Annotated in this window: 13 protein-coding genes; 6 read left to right on the top strand and 7 right to left on the bottom strand. The window is 72.8% G+C overall.

Translation table 11 applies throughout. The features are described from left to right. Positions 1-140 precede the first annotated feature (140 nt). From galT to AS857_RS32045, 4 genes are all read left to right on the top strand, one after another. Positions 141-1,232 (top strand): galactose-1-phosphate uridylyltransferase, encoded by a 1,092-nt coding sequence (gene galT / locus AS857_RS32060; protein WP_058047202.1) that lies wholly within the window; start codon positions 141-143, stop codon positions 1,230-1,232. Then, complete coding sequence (galE, locus tag AS857_RS32055; protein ID WP_058046648.1) at positions 1,229-2,203, top strand: UDP-glucose 4-epimerase GalE; 975 nt, start codon at positions 1,229-1,231, stop codon at positions 2,201-2,203. Before galT ends, galE begins: the two co-directional genes overlap by 4 nt. Continuing rightward, entirely contained in the window at positions 2,200-3,390 is a 1,191-nt protein-coding gene (gene galK / locus AS857_RS32050; protein ID WP_058046647.1) for a galactokinase, read from the top strand. The genes galE and galK overlap by 4 nt, the downstream gene beginning before the upstream one ends. 306 nt (positions 3,391-3,696) lie before the next feature. Next, positions 3,697-4,494 (top strand): response regulator transcription factor, encoded by a 798-nt coding sequence (locus AS857_RS32045; protein ID WP_058046646.1) that lies wholly within the window; start codon positions 3,697-3,699, stop codon positions 4,492-4,494. Here AS857_RS32045 and AS857_RS32040 read toward each other — a convergent pair. After that, positions 4,453-4,950, bottom strand: a complete 498-nt coding sequence (locus AS857_RS32040) for a MarR family winged helix-turn-helix transcriptional regulator (protein ID WP_058046645.1) — start codon at positions 4,948-4,950, stop codon at positions 4,453-4,455. The genes AS857_RS32045 and AS857_RS32040 overlap by 42 nt on opposite strands. An 88-nt stretch (positions 4,951-5,038) precedes the next feature. Here AS857_RS32040 and AS857_RS32035 point away from each other — a divergent pair, with 88 nt between their 5' ends. After that, entirely contained in the window at positions 5,039-5,830 is a 792-nt protein-coding gene (locus AS857_RS32035; protein WP_058046644.1) for a trans-aconitate 2-methyltransferase, read from the top strand. 215 nt (positions 5,831-6,045) lie between these two features. Here AS857_RS32035 and AS857_RS32030 read toward each other — a convergent pair whose 3' ends face one another. Beyond that, on the bottom strand, positions 6,046-6,738 hold the full coding sequence (locus AS857_RS32030) for a TetR/AcrR family transcriptional regulator (RefSeq protein ID WP_058046643.1): 693 nt from the start codon (positions 6,736-6,738) through the stop codon (positions 6,046-6,048). Continuing rightward, the gene (locus tag AS857_RS32025) at positions 6,735-7,715 is read right to left on the bottom strand and encodes an acyl-CoA desaturase (protein ID WP_173864827.1); all 981 of its coding nucleotides are present in this window, start codon (positions 7,713-7,715) and stop codon (positions 6,735-6,737) included. Before AS857_RS32025 ends, AS857_RS32030 begins: the two co-directional genes overlap by 4 nt. A 194-nt stretch (positions 7,716-7,909) precedes the next feature. Here AS857_RS32025 and ppc point away from each other — a divergent pair, with 194 nt between their 5' ends. Then, positions 7,910-10,645: a phosphoenolpyruvate carboxylase gene (gene ppc, locus AS857_RS32020; protein ID WP_058046642.1), complete on the top strand. Its 2,736-nt coding sequence runs from the start codon at positions 7,910-7,912 to the stop codon at positions 10,643-10,645. A 93-nt stretch (positions 10,646-10,738) separates the two neighbouring features. Here ppc and AS857_RS32015 read toward each other — a convergent pair whose 3' ends face one another. From AS857_RS32015 to AS857_RS32000, 4 genes are all read right to left on the bottom strand, one after another. Then, positions 10,739-11,449, bottom strand: a complete 711-nt coding sequence (locus AS857_RS32015) for a class I SAM-dependent DNA methyltransferase (protein WP_058046641.1) — start codon at positions 11,447-11,449, stop codon at positions 10,739-10,741. Positions 11,450-11,530: 81 nt separating this feature from the next. Continuing rightward, a complete protein-coding gene (locus tag AS857_RS32010) occupies positions 11,531-13,225 on the bottom strand; it encodes an MDR family MFS transporter (protein WP_063804387.1) in 1,695 nt (564 codons plus the stop codon). A gap of 118 nt (positions 13,226-13,343) precedes the next feature. After that, positions 13,344-14,471: a glycosyltransferase gene (locus AS857_RS32005; RefSeq protein WP_063804386.1), complete on the bottom strand. Its 1,128-nt coding sequence runs from the start codon at positions 14,469-14,471 to the stop codon at positions 13,344-13,346. A 74-nt stretch (positions 14,472-14,545) separates the two neighbouring features. Next, a complete protein-coding gene (locus AS857_RS32000; RefSeq protein ID WP_058046639.1) occupies positions 14,546-15,109 on the bottom strand; it encodes a hypothetical protein in 564 nt (187 codons plus the stop codon). Positions 15,110-15,141 lie beyond the last annotated feature (32 nt).

Here is a 15,141-nt window from a genome sequence, read left to right as displayed (position 1 = left end):
GCTCTATCTTTGCTGGGCCTCAGCAAACTTCAGCCCGTCCGGCGTTTGAGGACGAGCGCGTTCAGCGCGATACGGGGGTCTGGGGGCCCGCCCCCAGTTACGGGAAGGGGCGGGGTGGGGAGAAGAAGCCCGTGAGCCCCGTGAGGAAGACGGCAACCAAGCTCGCCGACGGCCGTGAGCTGATCTACTACGACGCCGGCGACGCAGTTTTACGCGACGCCCCGGACCCCCGCCCCCTTCCCCCCGCCACACCCCCCGTCACCGAAGTCCGCCACGACCGAATCCTCGGCGAGGACGTCGTCATCGCCTCCCACCGCCAGACCCGCACCTTCCTCCCACCCGCGGAAGCGTGCCCCCTGTGCCCCTCAAGTCCCGGGCACCCCACGGAAATCCCCGCCCCCGACTACGAAGTCGCCGTCTTCGAGAACCGCTTCCCGTCCCTCGCGGGCACCGCGGGCCGGTGCGAAGTAGTCTGCTTCACGCCCGACCACCACGCCTCCTTCGCCGGCCTCACCGACGCCCGCGCAGCCCTCGTGCTCGCCGTCTGGACCGACCGCACCGCCGAGCTGGCCGCGCTCCCCTCCGTGCGGCAGGTGTTCTGCTTCGAGAACCGCGGCGAGGAGATCGGCGTCACCCTCGGCCACCCGCACGGCCAGATCTACGCGTACCCGTTCGTGACCCCGCGCACGGAGCGCATGCTCGCCTCCGCCGCCGCGCACGCGACCCGCACCGGCGGCGGCCGTAACCTCTTCGACGATGTCGTGGCCGCCGAGCACGAGGACGGCCGCCGCGTCGTCCTCGCCACCGACCACTGGACGGCCTTCGTCCCGTACGCCGCCCGCTGGCCGTACGAGGTGCACCTGTACCCGCGTCGCCGCGTGCCCGACCTGCTCGCGCTCGGCGACGCGGCGCGCACAGAGTTCCCACAGGTCTACCTGGAACTGTTGCGCCGGTTCGACCGGATCTTCGATGGGCGGGAAGGCGGGGACGGGCACAGCACCGGCCTGCCACCCGCCCTGCCGCCCACCCCGTACGTCTCCGCCTGGCACCAGGCGCCGTTCCGGGACCCCCGCAGGAGTGAATTCGCGCTCCACCTCGAGCTCTTCACCGTCCGCCGGGCTCCCGGCAAGCTGAAGTTCCTCGCTGGTTCCGAATCCGGCATGAACGTGTTCATCAACGATGTGCCGCCCGAGGCCGCGGCGGAGCGACTGCGAGAGGTAGCGAGCGAATGAGCGAGAGCAGCAGGAAGTGCCTGGTCACGGGCGGCGCGGGCTACGTCGGCAGCGTCGTGGCGGCGCATCTGCTGGCCGCGGGGCACACCGTGACCGTCCTCGACGACCTCTCGACCGGGCACCGGGCCGCCGTCCCGGAGGGCGCCGCCTTCGTCGAGGGCCGCGTGCAGGACGCGGGCCGGTGGCTCGACAGCTCCTACGACGCCGTGCTGCACTTCGCGGCGTTCTCGCAGGTCGGCCAGTCCGTGGCCGACCCCGAGCCGTACTGGCGCAACAACGTCGGCGGCACCGCGGACCTGCTCGCCGCCATGCGTGACGCGGGTGTGCGCACCCTGGTCTTCTCGTCCACCGCGGCCACCTACGGCGAACCGGCCGACGTCCCCATCACCGAGGACGCCCCCACCGCCCCCACCAACCCCTACGGCGCCACCAAGCTCGCCGTGGACCACATGATCGGCGGGGAGTGCGCCGCCCACGGCCTGGCCGCCGTCTCCCTGCGCTACTTCAACGTGGCGGGCGCGTACGGGCCCTACGGCGAGCGGCACGACCCCGAGACGCACCTCATCCCGCTCGTCCTGCAGGTGGCCCGGGGCGAGCGCGAGGCCGTCGCGGTCTACGGCGACGACTACCCGACCCCGGACGGCACCTGCATCCGCGACTACATCCACGTCGCCGACCTCGCCGAGGCCCACCTGCTCGCCCTCTCCGCCGCCCGCGACGGCGAGCACCTCATCTGCAACCTGGGCAACGGCAACGGCTTCTCCGTCCACGAGGTGATCGAGACCGTCCGCAAGGTCACCGGGCACCCCGTCCCGCAGATCGCCGCCCCGCGCCGCGCGGGGGACCCGGCCGTCCTCGTGGCCTCCGCCGAGCGCGCCCGCGAGACCCTCGGCTGGACCCCGCGCCGCCCGGACCTGGCCGGAATCGTCGCCGACGCCTGGGAGTTCGCGCGCCGCGGGCCCGAGCAGTGAACACCGCCGCCGAGGGCTTCGAGCGCGTCTACGGGTACGCCCCCGAGGGCGTCTGGGCCGCACCCGGCCGGGTCAACCTCATCGGCGAGTACACCGACGTCAACGAGGGCCACGTCCTGCCGATCGCCCTCCCGCAGTGCACCCGGGTCGCCGCGGCGGCCCGTACGGACGGCGTGCTGCGGCTGCGCTCGCGCGAGGCGGCGGGCACGGCCGAGGCGGCCCTCGCGGCGCTCGCCCCCGGCCGCGTGGAGGGCTGGGCCGCCTATCCGGCGGGCGTCGCCTGGGCGCTGCGCGAGGCGGGCCTGCCGGTGGGCGGCGCCGACGTGTACGTCGAGAGCGACGTGCCGGCGGGCGCGGGCCTGTCGTCCTCCGCCGCCCTGGAGGTCGCCACGGCCCTGGCGCTCACCGAGCTGCACGGCGCCGCCTGCGACCGCCCCGCCCTCGCCCGGCTCGCGCAGCGCGCCGAGAACGCCTTCGTGGGCGTCCCCTGCGGGCTCATGGACCAGGCCGCGTCCGCCTGCTGCACCGCCGGCCACGCCCTGCACCTGGACACCCGTGACCTCGCGCTGCGCCAGGTGCCCCTCGACCTGGCCGCGCACGGGCTGCGGCTGCTCGTCGTCGACACCCGCGTCCGGCACGCCCTGGCCGACGGCGCGTACGCGGCGCGGCGCGCGGGCTGCGAGGCGGGGGCCCGGGCGCTGGGCGTGCGGGCGCTGCGGGACGTGCCGTACGGGGAGCTGGACGCGGCGCTGGGCGGGCTCGCCGATGCGGGCGTGCGGCGACTCGTGCGGCACGTGGTGACCGAGGAGGAGCGCGTCCGGCGGGTCGTGGAGCTCCTCGGCGCGGGCGAGCCGCGCGCGGCCGGGCCCCTGCTGACCGCCGGGCACGCCTCCCTGCGCGACGACTTCGCGGTCTCCTGCCCGGAGCTGGATCTGGCCGTCGCGGTCGCGAACGAAGCGGGCGCGCTCGGAGCGCGGATGACCGGTGCGGGATTCGGCGGCTCGGCGCTGGCGCTCGTGGAGGAGACGGCCGCCGAGGCGGTCGGCGGGGCCGTCACGGCCGCCTTCGCGGCGGCCGGGCACCGTCCGCCCCGTGTCCTCGCAGCGGTGGCGGGCGGCGGCGCGCGGCGGGTGTGCCGAGGTGGGGAGCGGGCCGCAACGACGGGAACGCCGCGGACCCCTCCGTGATCGTGCAGTCGGGCATGGTCAACTTCGCGTCGTTCCATGTCGTTCACTGCCTCAATACTGAACAGAAAGCTCACCATAAACAGGCGGGTCGAGCAGTTTTGCCAATCGGCTTCCGTTGCGGGACCCCCGCCGTACGCTGATGCACAGCGTCGGTGGGGGCCGACGCTGATCAGGGGGCGAGACAGGCAGGTACGACGCCCGGGGCGGGGTGTAAGTCATCAGTGCGGCGGCGGCCGTGCGGCGTGTGGCGGCCCCGGACCGGGCGCCGTACCCGCACTGGCCGCCGCCCGGGATATGGGGGTGGCAGTGGCACGTATTCGGGTACTGGTGGTCGACGACCACCGCATCTTCGCCGAGTCGCTCGCCGCCGCCCTCGCGGCCGAGCAGGACGTGGAGGTCTCCGCGGCCGGCAGCGGGCCGGCGGCGCTGCGCGCGCTGGAGCGGGCGGCAGCCGAGGGGCGCCGCTTCGACGTGCTCCTCATCGACGCCGATCTCGGCACGGTCGCGCAGGACGGCGGCGTGCCCGGGCAGCTCAGGGGCCAGGCCCACGGCTCCGTGCACGAGGGCGGCGGGCCGGGGGAGGGCGCGGTCGACGGCATCTCCCTCGTGGCCGGAGTCCGCAGTGCGCACCCCGCGGTGCGCACGGTGGTGCTCGCCGAGCGGGACGACCCCAGAAGGGCCGCGGCGGCCCTGCAGGCGGGCGCCGGCGGCTGGGTGGCCAAGGACTGCTCGCTGTCGCGGCTGCTGGCCGTCATCCGCGGCGTCCTGCGCGACGAGACGCACCTGCCGCCCGCCCTGCTGACGGGCGTGCTGCGCGAGCTCACGGCCGCCCGCAAGCACCGCACGGAGAGCGAGCGGCTGGTGGAGTCCCTCACGCCGCGCGAGCGCGAAGTGCTGCGCTGCATGGTGGCCGGGCTCGGCCGCAAGGCCGTCGCCGAGCGGCTCTACCTCTCGCCGCACACCGTCCGCACCCACATGCAGAACGTCCTGGGCAAGCTCGGGGTGCACTCCACGCTCGCGGCGGTCGCGCTGGCGCGGCGCGCCGGGGTGGGGCCGGTGGACCTAACCGGGAGTGTTGTCGAACGGGGCGGTCAGCTGGCGTAGCAGATCGGCCAGCTCACGGCGCTGGGTGCGGGACAGCTCGACGAGGATGGCGCGCTCCTGCTCCAGGAGCCCGGCCAGCGCCTCGTCGGCGCGGTCCCGGCCCTCGTCGGTGAGGCGCACCAGCACGCCGCGGCGGTCGCTCGGGTCGGGCTCGCGCTGGACGAGGCCCTTCTTCGCGAGCCGGTCGATGCGGTTGGTCATCGTGCCGGAGGTGACCAGCGTCTGGGTGAGCAGCTGGCCGGGCGAGAGCTGGTACGGGGCCCCGGCGCGGCGCAGCGCCGTCAGGACGTCGAACTCCCAGGGCTCCAGCTCGTGCTCGGCGAAGGCCAGGCGGCGGGCCCGGTCGAGGTGGCGCGCGAGCCTGCTCACGCGACTGAGCACCTCGAGTGGCTCCACGTCGAGGTCAGGGCGCTCGCGGCGCCATGCTGAAACCAGCCGATCGACCTCGTCCTCCATGCTGATCAGTGTAGAGGGTCTGTCGACATGAAGTCTCTTGATATTAAGTCTCTTGACGTCGAGATATTTGCGGCGTGATGCTGGAAGCATGACGACGACCACTGCCACGCCTGTCTGGGACCCCGAGCAGTACCTGCGTCACTCCGGCCCCCGGTCCCGGCCCTTCCACGACCTCCTCGCCCGCGTCCCGCTCCGCGATCCCGCGCGGATCGTGGACCTCGGCTGCGGCCCGGGCAACGTCACGGCCCTGCTCGCCGAGCGGTGGCCGGCGGCGCGGATCACGGGGCTGGACAACTCGGAGGCGATGCTGCGGGAGGCGCGGGCCGGGGTGCCGGGTGTGACCTTCGCCCACGCCGACCTGAGGGAGTGGGCGCCGGAGGGGACGTACGACCTGATCATCTCCAGCGCGACGTTCCAGTGGGTGCGGGGGCATGCGGAGTCGTTCCCGCGGTGGGTGGAGGGGCTCGCCCCCGGCGGGGTCTTCGCCTTCACCGTGCCGGGGAACTTCGACGCCCCGAGCCACGTGCTCCTGCACGAGCTCTGCGAGAGCGCGGCCTGGCGGGGCCGGCTGGGCGGGCTCTACCGGCCCGGGTGCGTGCTCACACCCGCGGAGTACCTGGAACGGCTCGCCGGCCTGGGCCTGGCGGTGGACGCCTGGGAGACGACGTACGTCCACGTGCTGGAGGGCGAGGACGCGGTCCTGGACTGGACGAAGGGCACGACCCTGAGGCCGGTCCTGACGGCGCTCGCGGACGACGCGGAGGCGACGTCGAGCTTCCTGTCGGAATACGGCGCGCTCCTCCGCGAGGCGTACCCCCCGGGCCCGCACGGCACGCTCTTCCCGTTCCGACGGATCTTCGCAGTGGCCCGCCAGGGCTGACCTCCGGTCCGGGGTCCGAAGGGGCCTGCCCCTTCATTCCCGCCGCGACGGCGATCAGCCACTGCGGCCGCATCCGGCGGTGCCGTACGGGCCCGCCTGAGCCCGTACGGCACCGCCGGGCGCCACCGTCGTGGTTGCGCGCCGCGCCGGCGGTTTCAAGGGGGCGAGCCCCCTTGAACCTCGGGCGACGGGGGCGCCGCCCCCGTTCCGTGCCCTCAGGCGCGCCTGTGCCCGACAAGGCGCGGCTTCGGCTCCAGGCCGTCCAGCCCGTGCCAGGCCAGATTCACCAGATGCGCCGCCACCTCCGCCTTCTTCGGCTTGCGGACGTCCAGCCACCACTGGCCCGTGAGGGCGACCATGCCGACGAGGGCCTGGGCGTACAGGGGGGCCAGTTTCGCGTCGAAGCCGCGGGCCTTGAATTCCAGGCCGAGGATGTCCTCGACCTGGGTGGCGATGTCGCTGATCAGGGAGGCGAAGGTGCCGGTGGACTGGGCCACCGGCGAGTCGCGGACGAGGATGCGGAAGCCGTCCGTGTACGTCTCGATGTAGTCGAGGAGGGCGAACGCGGCCTGTTCCAGCAGCTCCCGCGGGTGGCCCGCGGTGAGGGCGCCGGTGACCATGTCCAGCAGCTGCCGCATCTCGCGGTCGACGACCACCGCGTACAGCCCCTCCTTGCCGCCGAAGTGCTCGTAGACGACGGGCTTGGAGACCCCGGCCTTGGCCGCGATCTCCTCGACGGACGTGCCCTCGAAGCCGCGCTCGGCGAAGAGTGTGCGACCGATGTCCAGCAGCTGCTCACGGCGCTCCGCGCCGGTCATCCGCACCCGCCGGGTGCGCCGGGTCCCCGCAGCCTGGGCCCGGTCCTTGTTACTGGTGGTATTGCTGTCGATCGCCACGCTGTCAATCATGCCGCCTCGGCGGCACGCTCCTTCCGCCGGGATTCCAAGCGGTCCGCCTTCGGCCACCGCACGTCGTACGCCCAGCCTGCCTGCTCGAACCAGCGGATGAGGCGGGCGCTGGAGTCCAGCTGCCCCTTCAGCACGCCGTGCCGGGCGGAGGTCGGGTCCGCGTGGTGCAGGTTGTGCCAGGACTCACCACAGGAGAGGATCGCCAGCCACCACACGTTGCCCGAGCGGTCGCGGGATTTGAACGGGCGCTTGCCCACGGCGTGGCAGATGGAGTTGATGGACCACGTCACATGGTGCAGCAGGGCCACCCGTACCAGCGAACCCCAGAAGAACGCCGTCACGGCCCCCTGCCAGGACCAGGTGGCCAGGCCGCCGACGAGCGGCGGGATCAGCAGGGACACCGACGTCCACAGCACGAACTGGCGGGAGACCGCCCGGACGTCGGGATCCTTGATCAGATCGGGGGCGTACTTGTGCTGGGGGGTCTGCTCCTCGTCGAACATCCAGCCGACGTGGGCCCACCAGAGCCCCTTCATCAGGGCCGGCACCGTCTCGCCGTAGCGCCAGGGGGAGTGCGGGTCGCCCTCGGCGTCGGAGAACCGGTGGTGCCTGCGGTGATCGGCGACCCAGCGGACCACGGGGCCTTCCACCGCCATCGACCCCATGATCGCCAGGGCGATCCGCAGCGGCCGCTTGGCCTTGAAGGAGCCGTGCGTGAAATAGCGGTGGAAGCCGATGGTGATGCCGTGGCAGCCGATGTAGTACATGGCCACCATCAGGCCCAGGTCGAGCCAGCTCACTCCCCAGCCCCAGGCCAGCGGGATCGCCGCGACGAGGGCGAGGAACGGCACGGTGATGAACAGCAGCAGGGCGATCTGCTCGACCGAGCGCTTGCTGTCGCCGCCGAGCGTGGCGGAGGGGAGCGGGGCTTCCTGGGCCTTCGGCGCGTCTTCGATCACGTCGGGGCTTGCAGTCATGGGTTCCCTCATGGGGGTCGGGGCATGGCTACGGTTCCGTAACCTACGGCTTCGTAAGTATGGCAGGGCGGGAGCGCGGAGCAAGAGGGCTGTGGACAACCGCGCGTCGGAGGGCGACCTATGCTGGTGGGCGTCGGACAGCGCGGTCCGCAAACCCTCCAGACGTGCCGGAAACTCTGCAAGGAGCAGCACCTGTGAGCAGTGCCGACAACACCAACGCCGCCCTGCGCGCCGACATCCGCCGCCTCGGCGATCTCCTCGGCGAGACCCTGGTCCGTCAGGAGGGTGAAGAGCTCCTCGACCTGGTGGAGCGGGTCCGCGCCCTGACCCGCACGGACGGCGAGGCCGCCGCCGAGCTGCTCGGCGCCACCGACCTGGAGACCGCGGCCAAGCTCGTCCGGGCCTTCTCGACCTATTTCCACCTGGCGAACGTCACCGAGCAGGTGCACCGCGGGCGCGAGCTCGCCGCCAAGCGGGCCGCCGAGGGCTCGATCCTCACCCGCACCGCGGACCAGCTGAAGGACGCCGACCCCGAGCATGTCAGGGAGAGCGTCGAGCACCTCGGCGTGCGTCCCGTCTTCACCGCCCACCCCACCGAGGCCGCCCGCCGCAGCGTCCTCAACAAGCTCCGCCGCATCGCCGAGCTCCTCGACACCCTGGACTCCCGCTCCGCGGGCGCCACCGGCGACCGGCGCCGCACCGACCTGCGCCTGGCCGAGAACATCGACCTGCTCTGGCAGACCGACGAGCTGCGCGTGGCCCGCCCCGAGCCCACGGACGAGGCCCGCAACGCGATCTACTACCTGGACGAGCTGCACGCCAACGCCGTCGGCGACGTCCTGGAGGACCTGGCCGCCGAGCTGGAGCGGGTGGGCGTCGCCCTGCCCGCCACCACCCGCCCGCTGACCTTCGGCACCTGGATCGGCGGCGACCGCGACGGCAACCCCAACGTCACTCCCCAGGTCACCTGGGACGTGCTGATCCTGCAGCACGAGCACGGCATCACCGACGCCCTGGAGCTCGTCGACGTCCTGCGCGGCGCCCTGTCGAACTCCATCCGCAACAGCGGCGCCACCGAGGAGCTCCTCGCCTCCCTCCAGCGCGACCTGGAACTGCTGCCGGAGATCAGCCCCCGCTACAAGCGCCTCAACGCCGAGGAGCCCTACCGCCTCAAGGCGACGTGCATCCGCCAGAAGCTCGTCAACACCCGCGAGCGCCTGGCCCGCAACATCCCGCACGAGGAGGGCCGCGACTACCTCGGCACCACCGAGCTCCTCGCCGACCTGCAGATCATCCAGGACTCCCTGCGCGCCCACCGCGGCCGCCTGATCGCCGACGGCCGCCTGGAGCGCGCCCTGCGCACCCTGGCCGCCTTCGGCCTGCACCTGGCCACCATGGACGTCCGCGAGCACGCCGACGCCCACCACCACGCCCTCGGCCAGCTCTTCGACCGCCTCGGCGAGGAGTCCTGGCGCTACGCGGACATGCCGCGCGACTACCGCCGCAAGCTCCTCGCCAAGGAGCTGCGCTCGCGCCGCCCGCTGGCCCCCAGCCCCGCGCCCCTCGACGCGGCCGGCGCCAAGACCCTCGGCGTCTTCGGCACCATCAGCGAGGCGCTGGAGAAGTTCGGCCCCGAGGTCGTCGAGTCGTACATCATCTCCATGTGCCAGGGCGCCGACGACGTCTTCGCCGCCGCCGTCCTCGCCCGCGAGGCCGGTCTGATCGACCTGCACGCCGGCTGGGCGAAGATCGGCATCGTGCCGCTCCTGGAGACCACGGACGAGCTCAAGGAAGCCGACCGCATCCTCGACGACATGCTGGCCGACCCCTCCTACCGGCGCCTGGTCGCCCTCCGCGGGGACGTCCAGGAGGTCATGCTCGGCTACTCCGACTCCTCCAAGTTCGGCGGTATCACCACCTCCCAGTGGGAGATCCACCGCGCCCAGCGCCGCCTGCGCGACGTCGCCCACCGCTACGGCGTCCGCCTGCGCCTCTTCCACGGCCGCGGCGGCACCGTCGGCCGCGGCGGCGGCCCCACCCACGACGCGATCCTCGCCCAGCCCTGGGGCACCCTGGAGGGCGAGATCAAGGTGACCGAGCAGGGCGAGGTCATCTCCGACAAGTACCTCCTGCCGGCCCTCGCCCGGGAGAACCTGGAGCTGACGGTCGCCGCGACCCTGCAGGCCTCCGCCCTGCACACCGCGCCCCGCCAGTCCGACGAGGCCCTCGCCCGCTGGGACGCGGCCATGGACACCGTCTCCGACGCCGCCCACGCCGCCTACCGCCGCCTCGTCGAGGACCCGGACCTGCCGGCGTACTTCTTCGCCTCCACCCCCGTCGACCAGCTCGCCGAGCTCCACCTCGGCTCGCGCCCCTCGCGCCGCCCCGACTCCGGCGCGGGCCTGGACGGCCTGCGGGCCATCCCGTGGGTCTTCGGCTGGACCCAGTCCCGGCAGATCGTGCCCGGCTGGTTCGGCGTCGGCTCCGGCCTCAAGGCCGCCCGCGAGGCCGGCCTGGACACCGTCCTGGACGAGATGCACGAGCACTGGCACTTCTTCCAGAACTTCCTGTCCAACGTCGAGATGACGCTCGCCAAGACCGACCTGCGCATCGCGCAGCACTACGTCGACACCCTCGTGCCCGACGAGCTCAAGCACGTCTTCGACGCCATCAAGGCCGAGCACGAGCTCACCGTCCAGGAGGTCCTGCGCATCACCGGCGAGGCCGAGCTGCTCGACGCGAGCCCCGTCCTGCGCCAGACCTTCCACATCCGCGACGCCTACCTGGACCCGATCTCCTACCTCCAGGTCACGCTGCTGCACCGCCAGCGCCAGGCCGCCGAGCGCGGCGAGCCCGCCGACCCGCTGCTGGCGCGTGCGCTCCTGCTCACCGTCAACGGCGTGGCCGCAGGTCTCCGCAACACCGGCTGACCGCGGACGGGAGAACAGCGGAGCGGGGCGCCCCTTCATGCCGGAAGGGGCGCCCCGCCGCCGTACGGGCCGGGTGTGCGGGACGGGCGGCGGCTAGCCGCGCACGCCCACGAAGAAGCCCGGCCCCGTCCCCTCGGACTCCACGTACTCCGCCTTCACCCCGGCCCGGGAGAAGGCCTCCTCGTACTGCTCGCGGGTGAACAGCGTCAGCAGGTCGACCTCGCTGCGGTGCTCCACGCCGTCGGCGTCCGCCAGGACGTAGTGGAGCTCCATGCGCACCATGTCGCCCTGCCGGGTGGAGTGCGAGACGCGGGTGATGGTGCGGCCGTCACGGGTGAGCGCATGGCCGGCCACGTGCCCCTCCAGGAACGACTCCGGGAACCACCACGGCTCCACCAGGACGACACCGCCGGGCGCCACCGCGGCCGCCAGTGTCGCGACGGCCCGGTCCAGGTCCGCGGCCGTGCGCATGTACGCGATCGAGCTGAACATGCAGACGGCGGCGTCGAAGCTGCGCTCCGGGCGGAACGAACGCATGTCGCCGGCGTGCAGCGGAACGCCCGGCAGGCGCCGCGCCGCCATCGCCAGCATCGGCTCCGCCAGATCCACGCCCTCCACGTGCGCGAACAGCTCCGCGAACGCCTGCAGGTGGATGCCCGTGCCGCAGGCCACGTCCAGCAGGGCGGTGGCGTCCGGCCGGTGCGCCCGGATCAGCCGGGCCACCTGGCCGGCCTCCGACCGGTAGTCCTTCTTGTCCTCGTACAGCAGGTCGTACATCTCCGCGGCGCGGTCGTTCTCGTACATGAGTCTCCCCCCAGCTCCGTGACAACAACGACCACCCAGCCTGACGGGCCCGCCTAGGGGCGCGCTCGACCCGCGCTCGCGTCAGCCGGCCGCGGCCGGCTCCTCGCCCTTCGCGACGGCCCCGGCGCCCTGCGTCTCCTCCTTCTCCTTCTTCTTCTCCTTCAGGAGGAAGGCCACGAGGAGTGCCACGAGCATCACGCAGCCCGCCGTGATGTAGACCGTGTTCACCGCATCGGCCATGCCTTCCAGGACCGGGCGGGCCAGCCGCTCGTCGGCGTTCGCCAGCCAGGACGAGTCGTCGAGGTCGATACCCCGGCCGCCGTGCTGCGCGGCCTCCAGCACCTGGGTGTTGGCGGGGTCGGCGAGCACCTGCGGATCGCTCTGCGCCGCCCGGAAGCCGGCGTCCCCGGCCGCGGCGCGGAAGGCGTCGGAGATCTTGTCGCCCACCACCGAGAACATGATCGACAGGAAGATCGCCACACCCGCCGTGCCACCGATCTCCCGGAAGAACATGTACGCGGCGCTGGCCACGCCCATCTCCTCCTTGCGCGCCCCGTTCTGCAGCGCGATCAGCGTCACCGGGAAGCAGATGCCGATGCCCAGGCCCATGACCGTCGTCATCGCCACCAGCGCCCACACCGCCGTGTCCGGCCCGACGAAGCCGAACATGAACAGGGACGCCGTCACCAGGGACAGGCCCAGCAGCAGGAACGCCTTGAACCGCCCGCTGCGGTTGATCACCGGCCCGAGGGTGCGGCTCGCGATGATCGTGCCTGCCGTTTGCGGCAGCAGCATCAGCGACGCGACCGTCGGCGACATCCCCTTGACCATCTGCAGGTACAGCGGCAGGAAGAGCAGCGAACCGAAGACGCCCAGGCCCACGATGATGTTCACCGAATTGATCACCGAGAAGGTCCGGGTGCGGAACAGCCGCATCGGGATGATCGCCGCATCGCCCATCGCCGATTCCACCCGTACGAACATCACCAGCCCGATCAGCCCCAGTGCGAACATCGCGAGCGACAGCGGCGATCCCCAGCCCCACTCGCGGCCCTGCTCCGCCACCACCAGCAGCGGCACCAGGCACAGGGCAAGGGCGAACGCGCCCCAGTAGTCCACCTTCTGGACGGTGCGCACCCGCGGCATCTTGAACTTCGTCGCGACGACGATCAGTGCCAGCACGCCGATCGGCAGGTTCACCAGGAACACCCAGCGCCAGCCGGCGATGCCCGCTATGTGTCCCATGCCGGCGAAGAAGCCGCCCAGCAGCGGGCCCGTCACCCCGGCCAGGCCGAACACCATCGAGAAGTAGCCCTGGTAGCGGCTGCGCCGCTCGGGCGTCATCATGTCGCCCATCATCGCGAACGCCATGGTCATCACGCCGCCCGCGCCGATGCCCTGGATCGCCCGGAAGGCCGCCAGCTGGTACATCGACTGCGCCATGCCGCACAGCAGCGAACCCGCCAGGAAGACGACGATGGACATCACGTAGATCCGCTTGCGCCCGTAGATGTCGGAGAACTTCCCGAGCAGCGGTGTCGTGATCGTCGACGTCACCAGATAGGTCGTGGTCGCCCACGCCTGGATCGTCTGGCCGTGCAGCTCGTCGGCGATCGTCCGCATCGCCGAGGCGATGATCATGAGGTCGAGCGCGCCCAGGAAGAGCCCCAGCATCAGCCCGACCAGTACGGTCATGATGGCTTTGTGCGTGAGGCCGTCCCCCTCGCCCCCCTCGCCCTGGGAACTCGCGGCGGCCGGCTGCGCGGTATTCGTCATGGCCTCACACCTGTTGTGGTAGTTGGTCGTTGGCGGTGTTCGCTGGTCGTGCAGCGGTTTTTACCTATGCTTGAACCTCAACTCGGCTTGAGGTCAAGAGCTGCCGGACGACGGATGGTCAGGCCTTCGCGGCCAGTTCCTCCAGCCGCCCGACGACCTCGGACGGCGCCGGCATCGCCAGCACCTCCTCGCGGAGCCGTCCCGCGGCCCGCCGGTACGCCGGATCGCCGAGCACCTCGCCGATCGCGGCCGCGATGGTCTCCGCGCCGTCGTCCTCGGCGCGGATCAGCTTCGCCGCGCCCAGCTCCTCCAGCCGGGCCGGGTACTCCAGGCCGCCGATGTGGGTCAGCAGGATGTGCGGGACGCCGTGGGCCATGCCCGTGAGCGTCGTGCTGCCGCCCGCGTGATGCACCATCACGTCACAGGACGGCCCGGCCACGTCGAGCGGGATCCAGCCCGCGTGCGCCCCCGCCGGCAGCCGCAGCTTGCCCGCGACCCCCTCCGGCGCCGCGATCAGCAGGTCGACGTCCAGCGGGGCGACCTCGCGCACCAGGCCCTGGAGGATGTCGAAGTCCTGCTCGGGCGTCACCCGGCTGCCCGCGCTCACCAGGACGCGCGGCCGGCCGTCGCGCCGGTGCATCCACGGCTCGACGGTCCGCTGGGAGGTGTACGGGACGTGGCGCACCGGCAGCGCCGGCGGGGCGTGTACGGGGCGCACGGACGGCGGGCAGGAGGAGAGCGTGAGGTCCGGGGCGGGCAGGGCGGTCAGGCCAGCCCGCTCCAGCTCGCCGCCGAGCTCGATCGTGGCCGCCAGGGTGACGACCAGGGGTTCGCCCATCTCGGTGCCGAGGCGGACGTAGGGCACGCGCGCGTACTGCGCGACGAGCGGCGCCGCGTACGCCAGCACCCCGCCCACCACCAGGTCCGGGCGCCAGCCGTCCACGAGCTCGCGGAGCCTGCCCAGGCAGTCTGCGGCGAAGCGGCCGAACATGCGGCCGATGGAGATCAGGGAATCCAGGCCCGTCTCGGAGACCGGCGCGGTGTTGCCCAGCGGGGGGATGCGGAAGTCGGCCACGGTTCCGGGCGTGACCGCGAAGGCGGGCAGCCCGGCGTCCAGGATCAGCGGGACGACGGGCTCGCAGCCGGTCATGAAGACCTCATGACCGGCGTTGCGGGTCGCCTGCGCGAGCGGGACGAGGGGGAAGAGCGTTCCCGCTCCGTTGCCGCCCACAAACAGAATCTTCATGGCCCCGACTGTCGGGGGCGGGCGTCGAGTCGCGCTCGACGACGCCTCGACCGGGCCGGTGCGGGCGTCGTCCGTCAGCCCAGCCGGGCGAGGGCCGCGACGAACGCCTCCGGCGTGTCCGCGCTCAGGTCCGGGCGCGGCAGGGCGTACAGGCCCAGCCCCTCCAACTGCGGCGTCAGCTCGGCGGCGGCCGCGAGGGCCACGGCCAGTGGCTCGTCCGGGCCGGCGGTGAACTGCACGTAGGGCACCTTCGCGTGCGCCGCCACCAGCGGGCCGGCGAAGGCCGAAGGCACTCCGGCCACCGCGTCGGGCCGCCGGCGGTCCGCGAGGCCGGGCAGGCCCGCGAGGCACCACGCGGCGAGTCGCCCCAGGCAGCGGCCGCGCAGCACCTGGCGCTCGTGCGGGTCCTCGGGGACCGGGAAGGGGTTGCCGCCGGTGTCCAGGAACGCCTCGGCCGTCGTCCGCGCCGTCACGGTCGCCGTGGCGATCCCGGCCCCGGCGGCCGCCTCCGCCGCCCCGCCCAGGTCCGTGGCCCCGGCGAGGACGACTTCGTGCCCGGCCACGAGGGCGGCCCGCGCCGCGGCGACGAGCGGGAGAACCGCCTCCGGCGTGTCCCCGGCTACGAAAAGAATCCTCATGGCGGCCATTCTCACGAGCCGCCATGGAACGT

The organism is Streptomyces roseifaciens, from assembly GCF_001445655.1.
Lineage (GTDB): Bacteria > Actinomycetota > Actinomycetes > Streptomycetales > Streptomycetaceae > Streptomyces > Streptomyces aureoversilis.
This window is presented reverse-complemented; position numbering and strand designations above follow the sequence as displayed.

Excerpts from the sequence above, each read along its gene's own strand:
- AS857_RS32010 (WP_063804387.1), bottom strand. The coding sequence starts at position 13,225 with ATGACGAATACCGCGCAGCCGGCCGCCGCGAGTTCCCAGGGCGAGGGG.
- AS857_RS32030 (WP_058046643.1), bottom strand. The coding sequence starts at position 6,738 with ATGATTGACAGCGTGGCGATCGACAGCAATACCACCAGTAACAAGGAC.
- AS857_RS32025 (WP_173864827.1), bottom strand. The coding sequence starts at position 7,715 with ATGACTGCAAGCCCCGACGTGATCGAAGACGCGCCGAAGGCCCAGGAA.
- AS857_RS32000 (WP_058046639.1), bottom strand. The coding sequence starts at position 15,109 with ATGAGGATTCTTTTCGTAGCCGGGGACACGCCGGAGGCGGTTCTCCCG.
- AS857_RS32035 (WP_058046644.1), top strand. The coding sequence starts at position 5,039 with ATGACGACGACCACTGCCACGCCTGTCTGGGACCCCGAGCAGTACCTG.
- AS857_RS32015 (WP_058046641.1), bottom strand. The coding sequence starts at position 11,449 with ATGTACGAGAACGACCGCGCCGCGGAGATGTACGACCTGCTGTACGAG.
- AS857_RS32040 (WP_058046645.1), bottom strand. The coding sequence starts at position 4,950 with ATGGAGGACGAGGTCGATCGGCTGGTTTCAGCATGGCGCCGCGAGCGC.
- galE (WP_058046648.1), top strand. The coding sequence starts at position 1,229 with ATGAGCGAGAGCAGCAGGAAGTGCCTGGTCACGGGCGGCGCGGGCTAC.
- AS857_RS32005 (WP_063804386.1), bottom strand. The coding sequence starts at position 14,471 with ATGAAGATTCTGTTTGTGGGCGGCAACGGAGCGGGAACGCTCTTCCCC.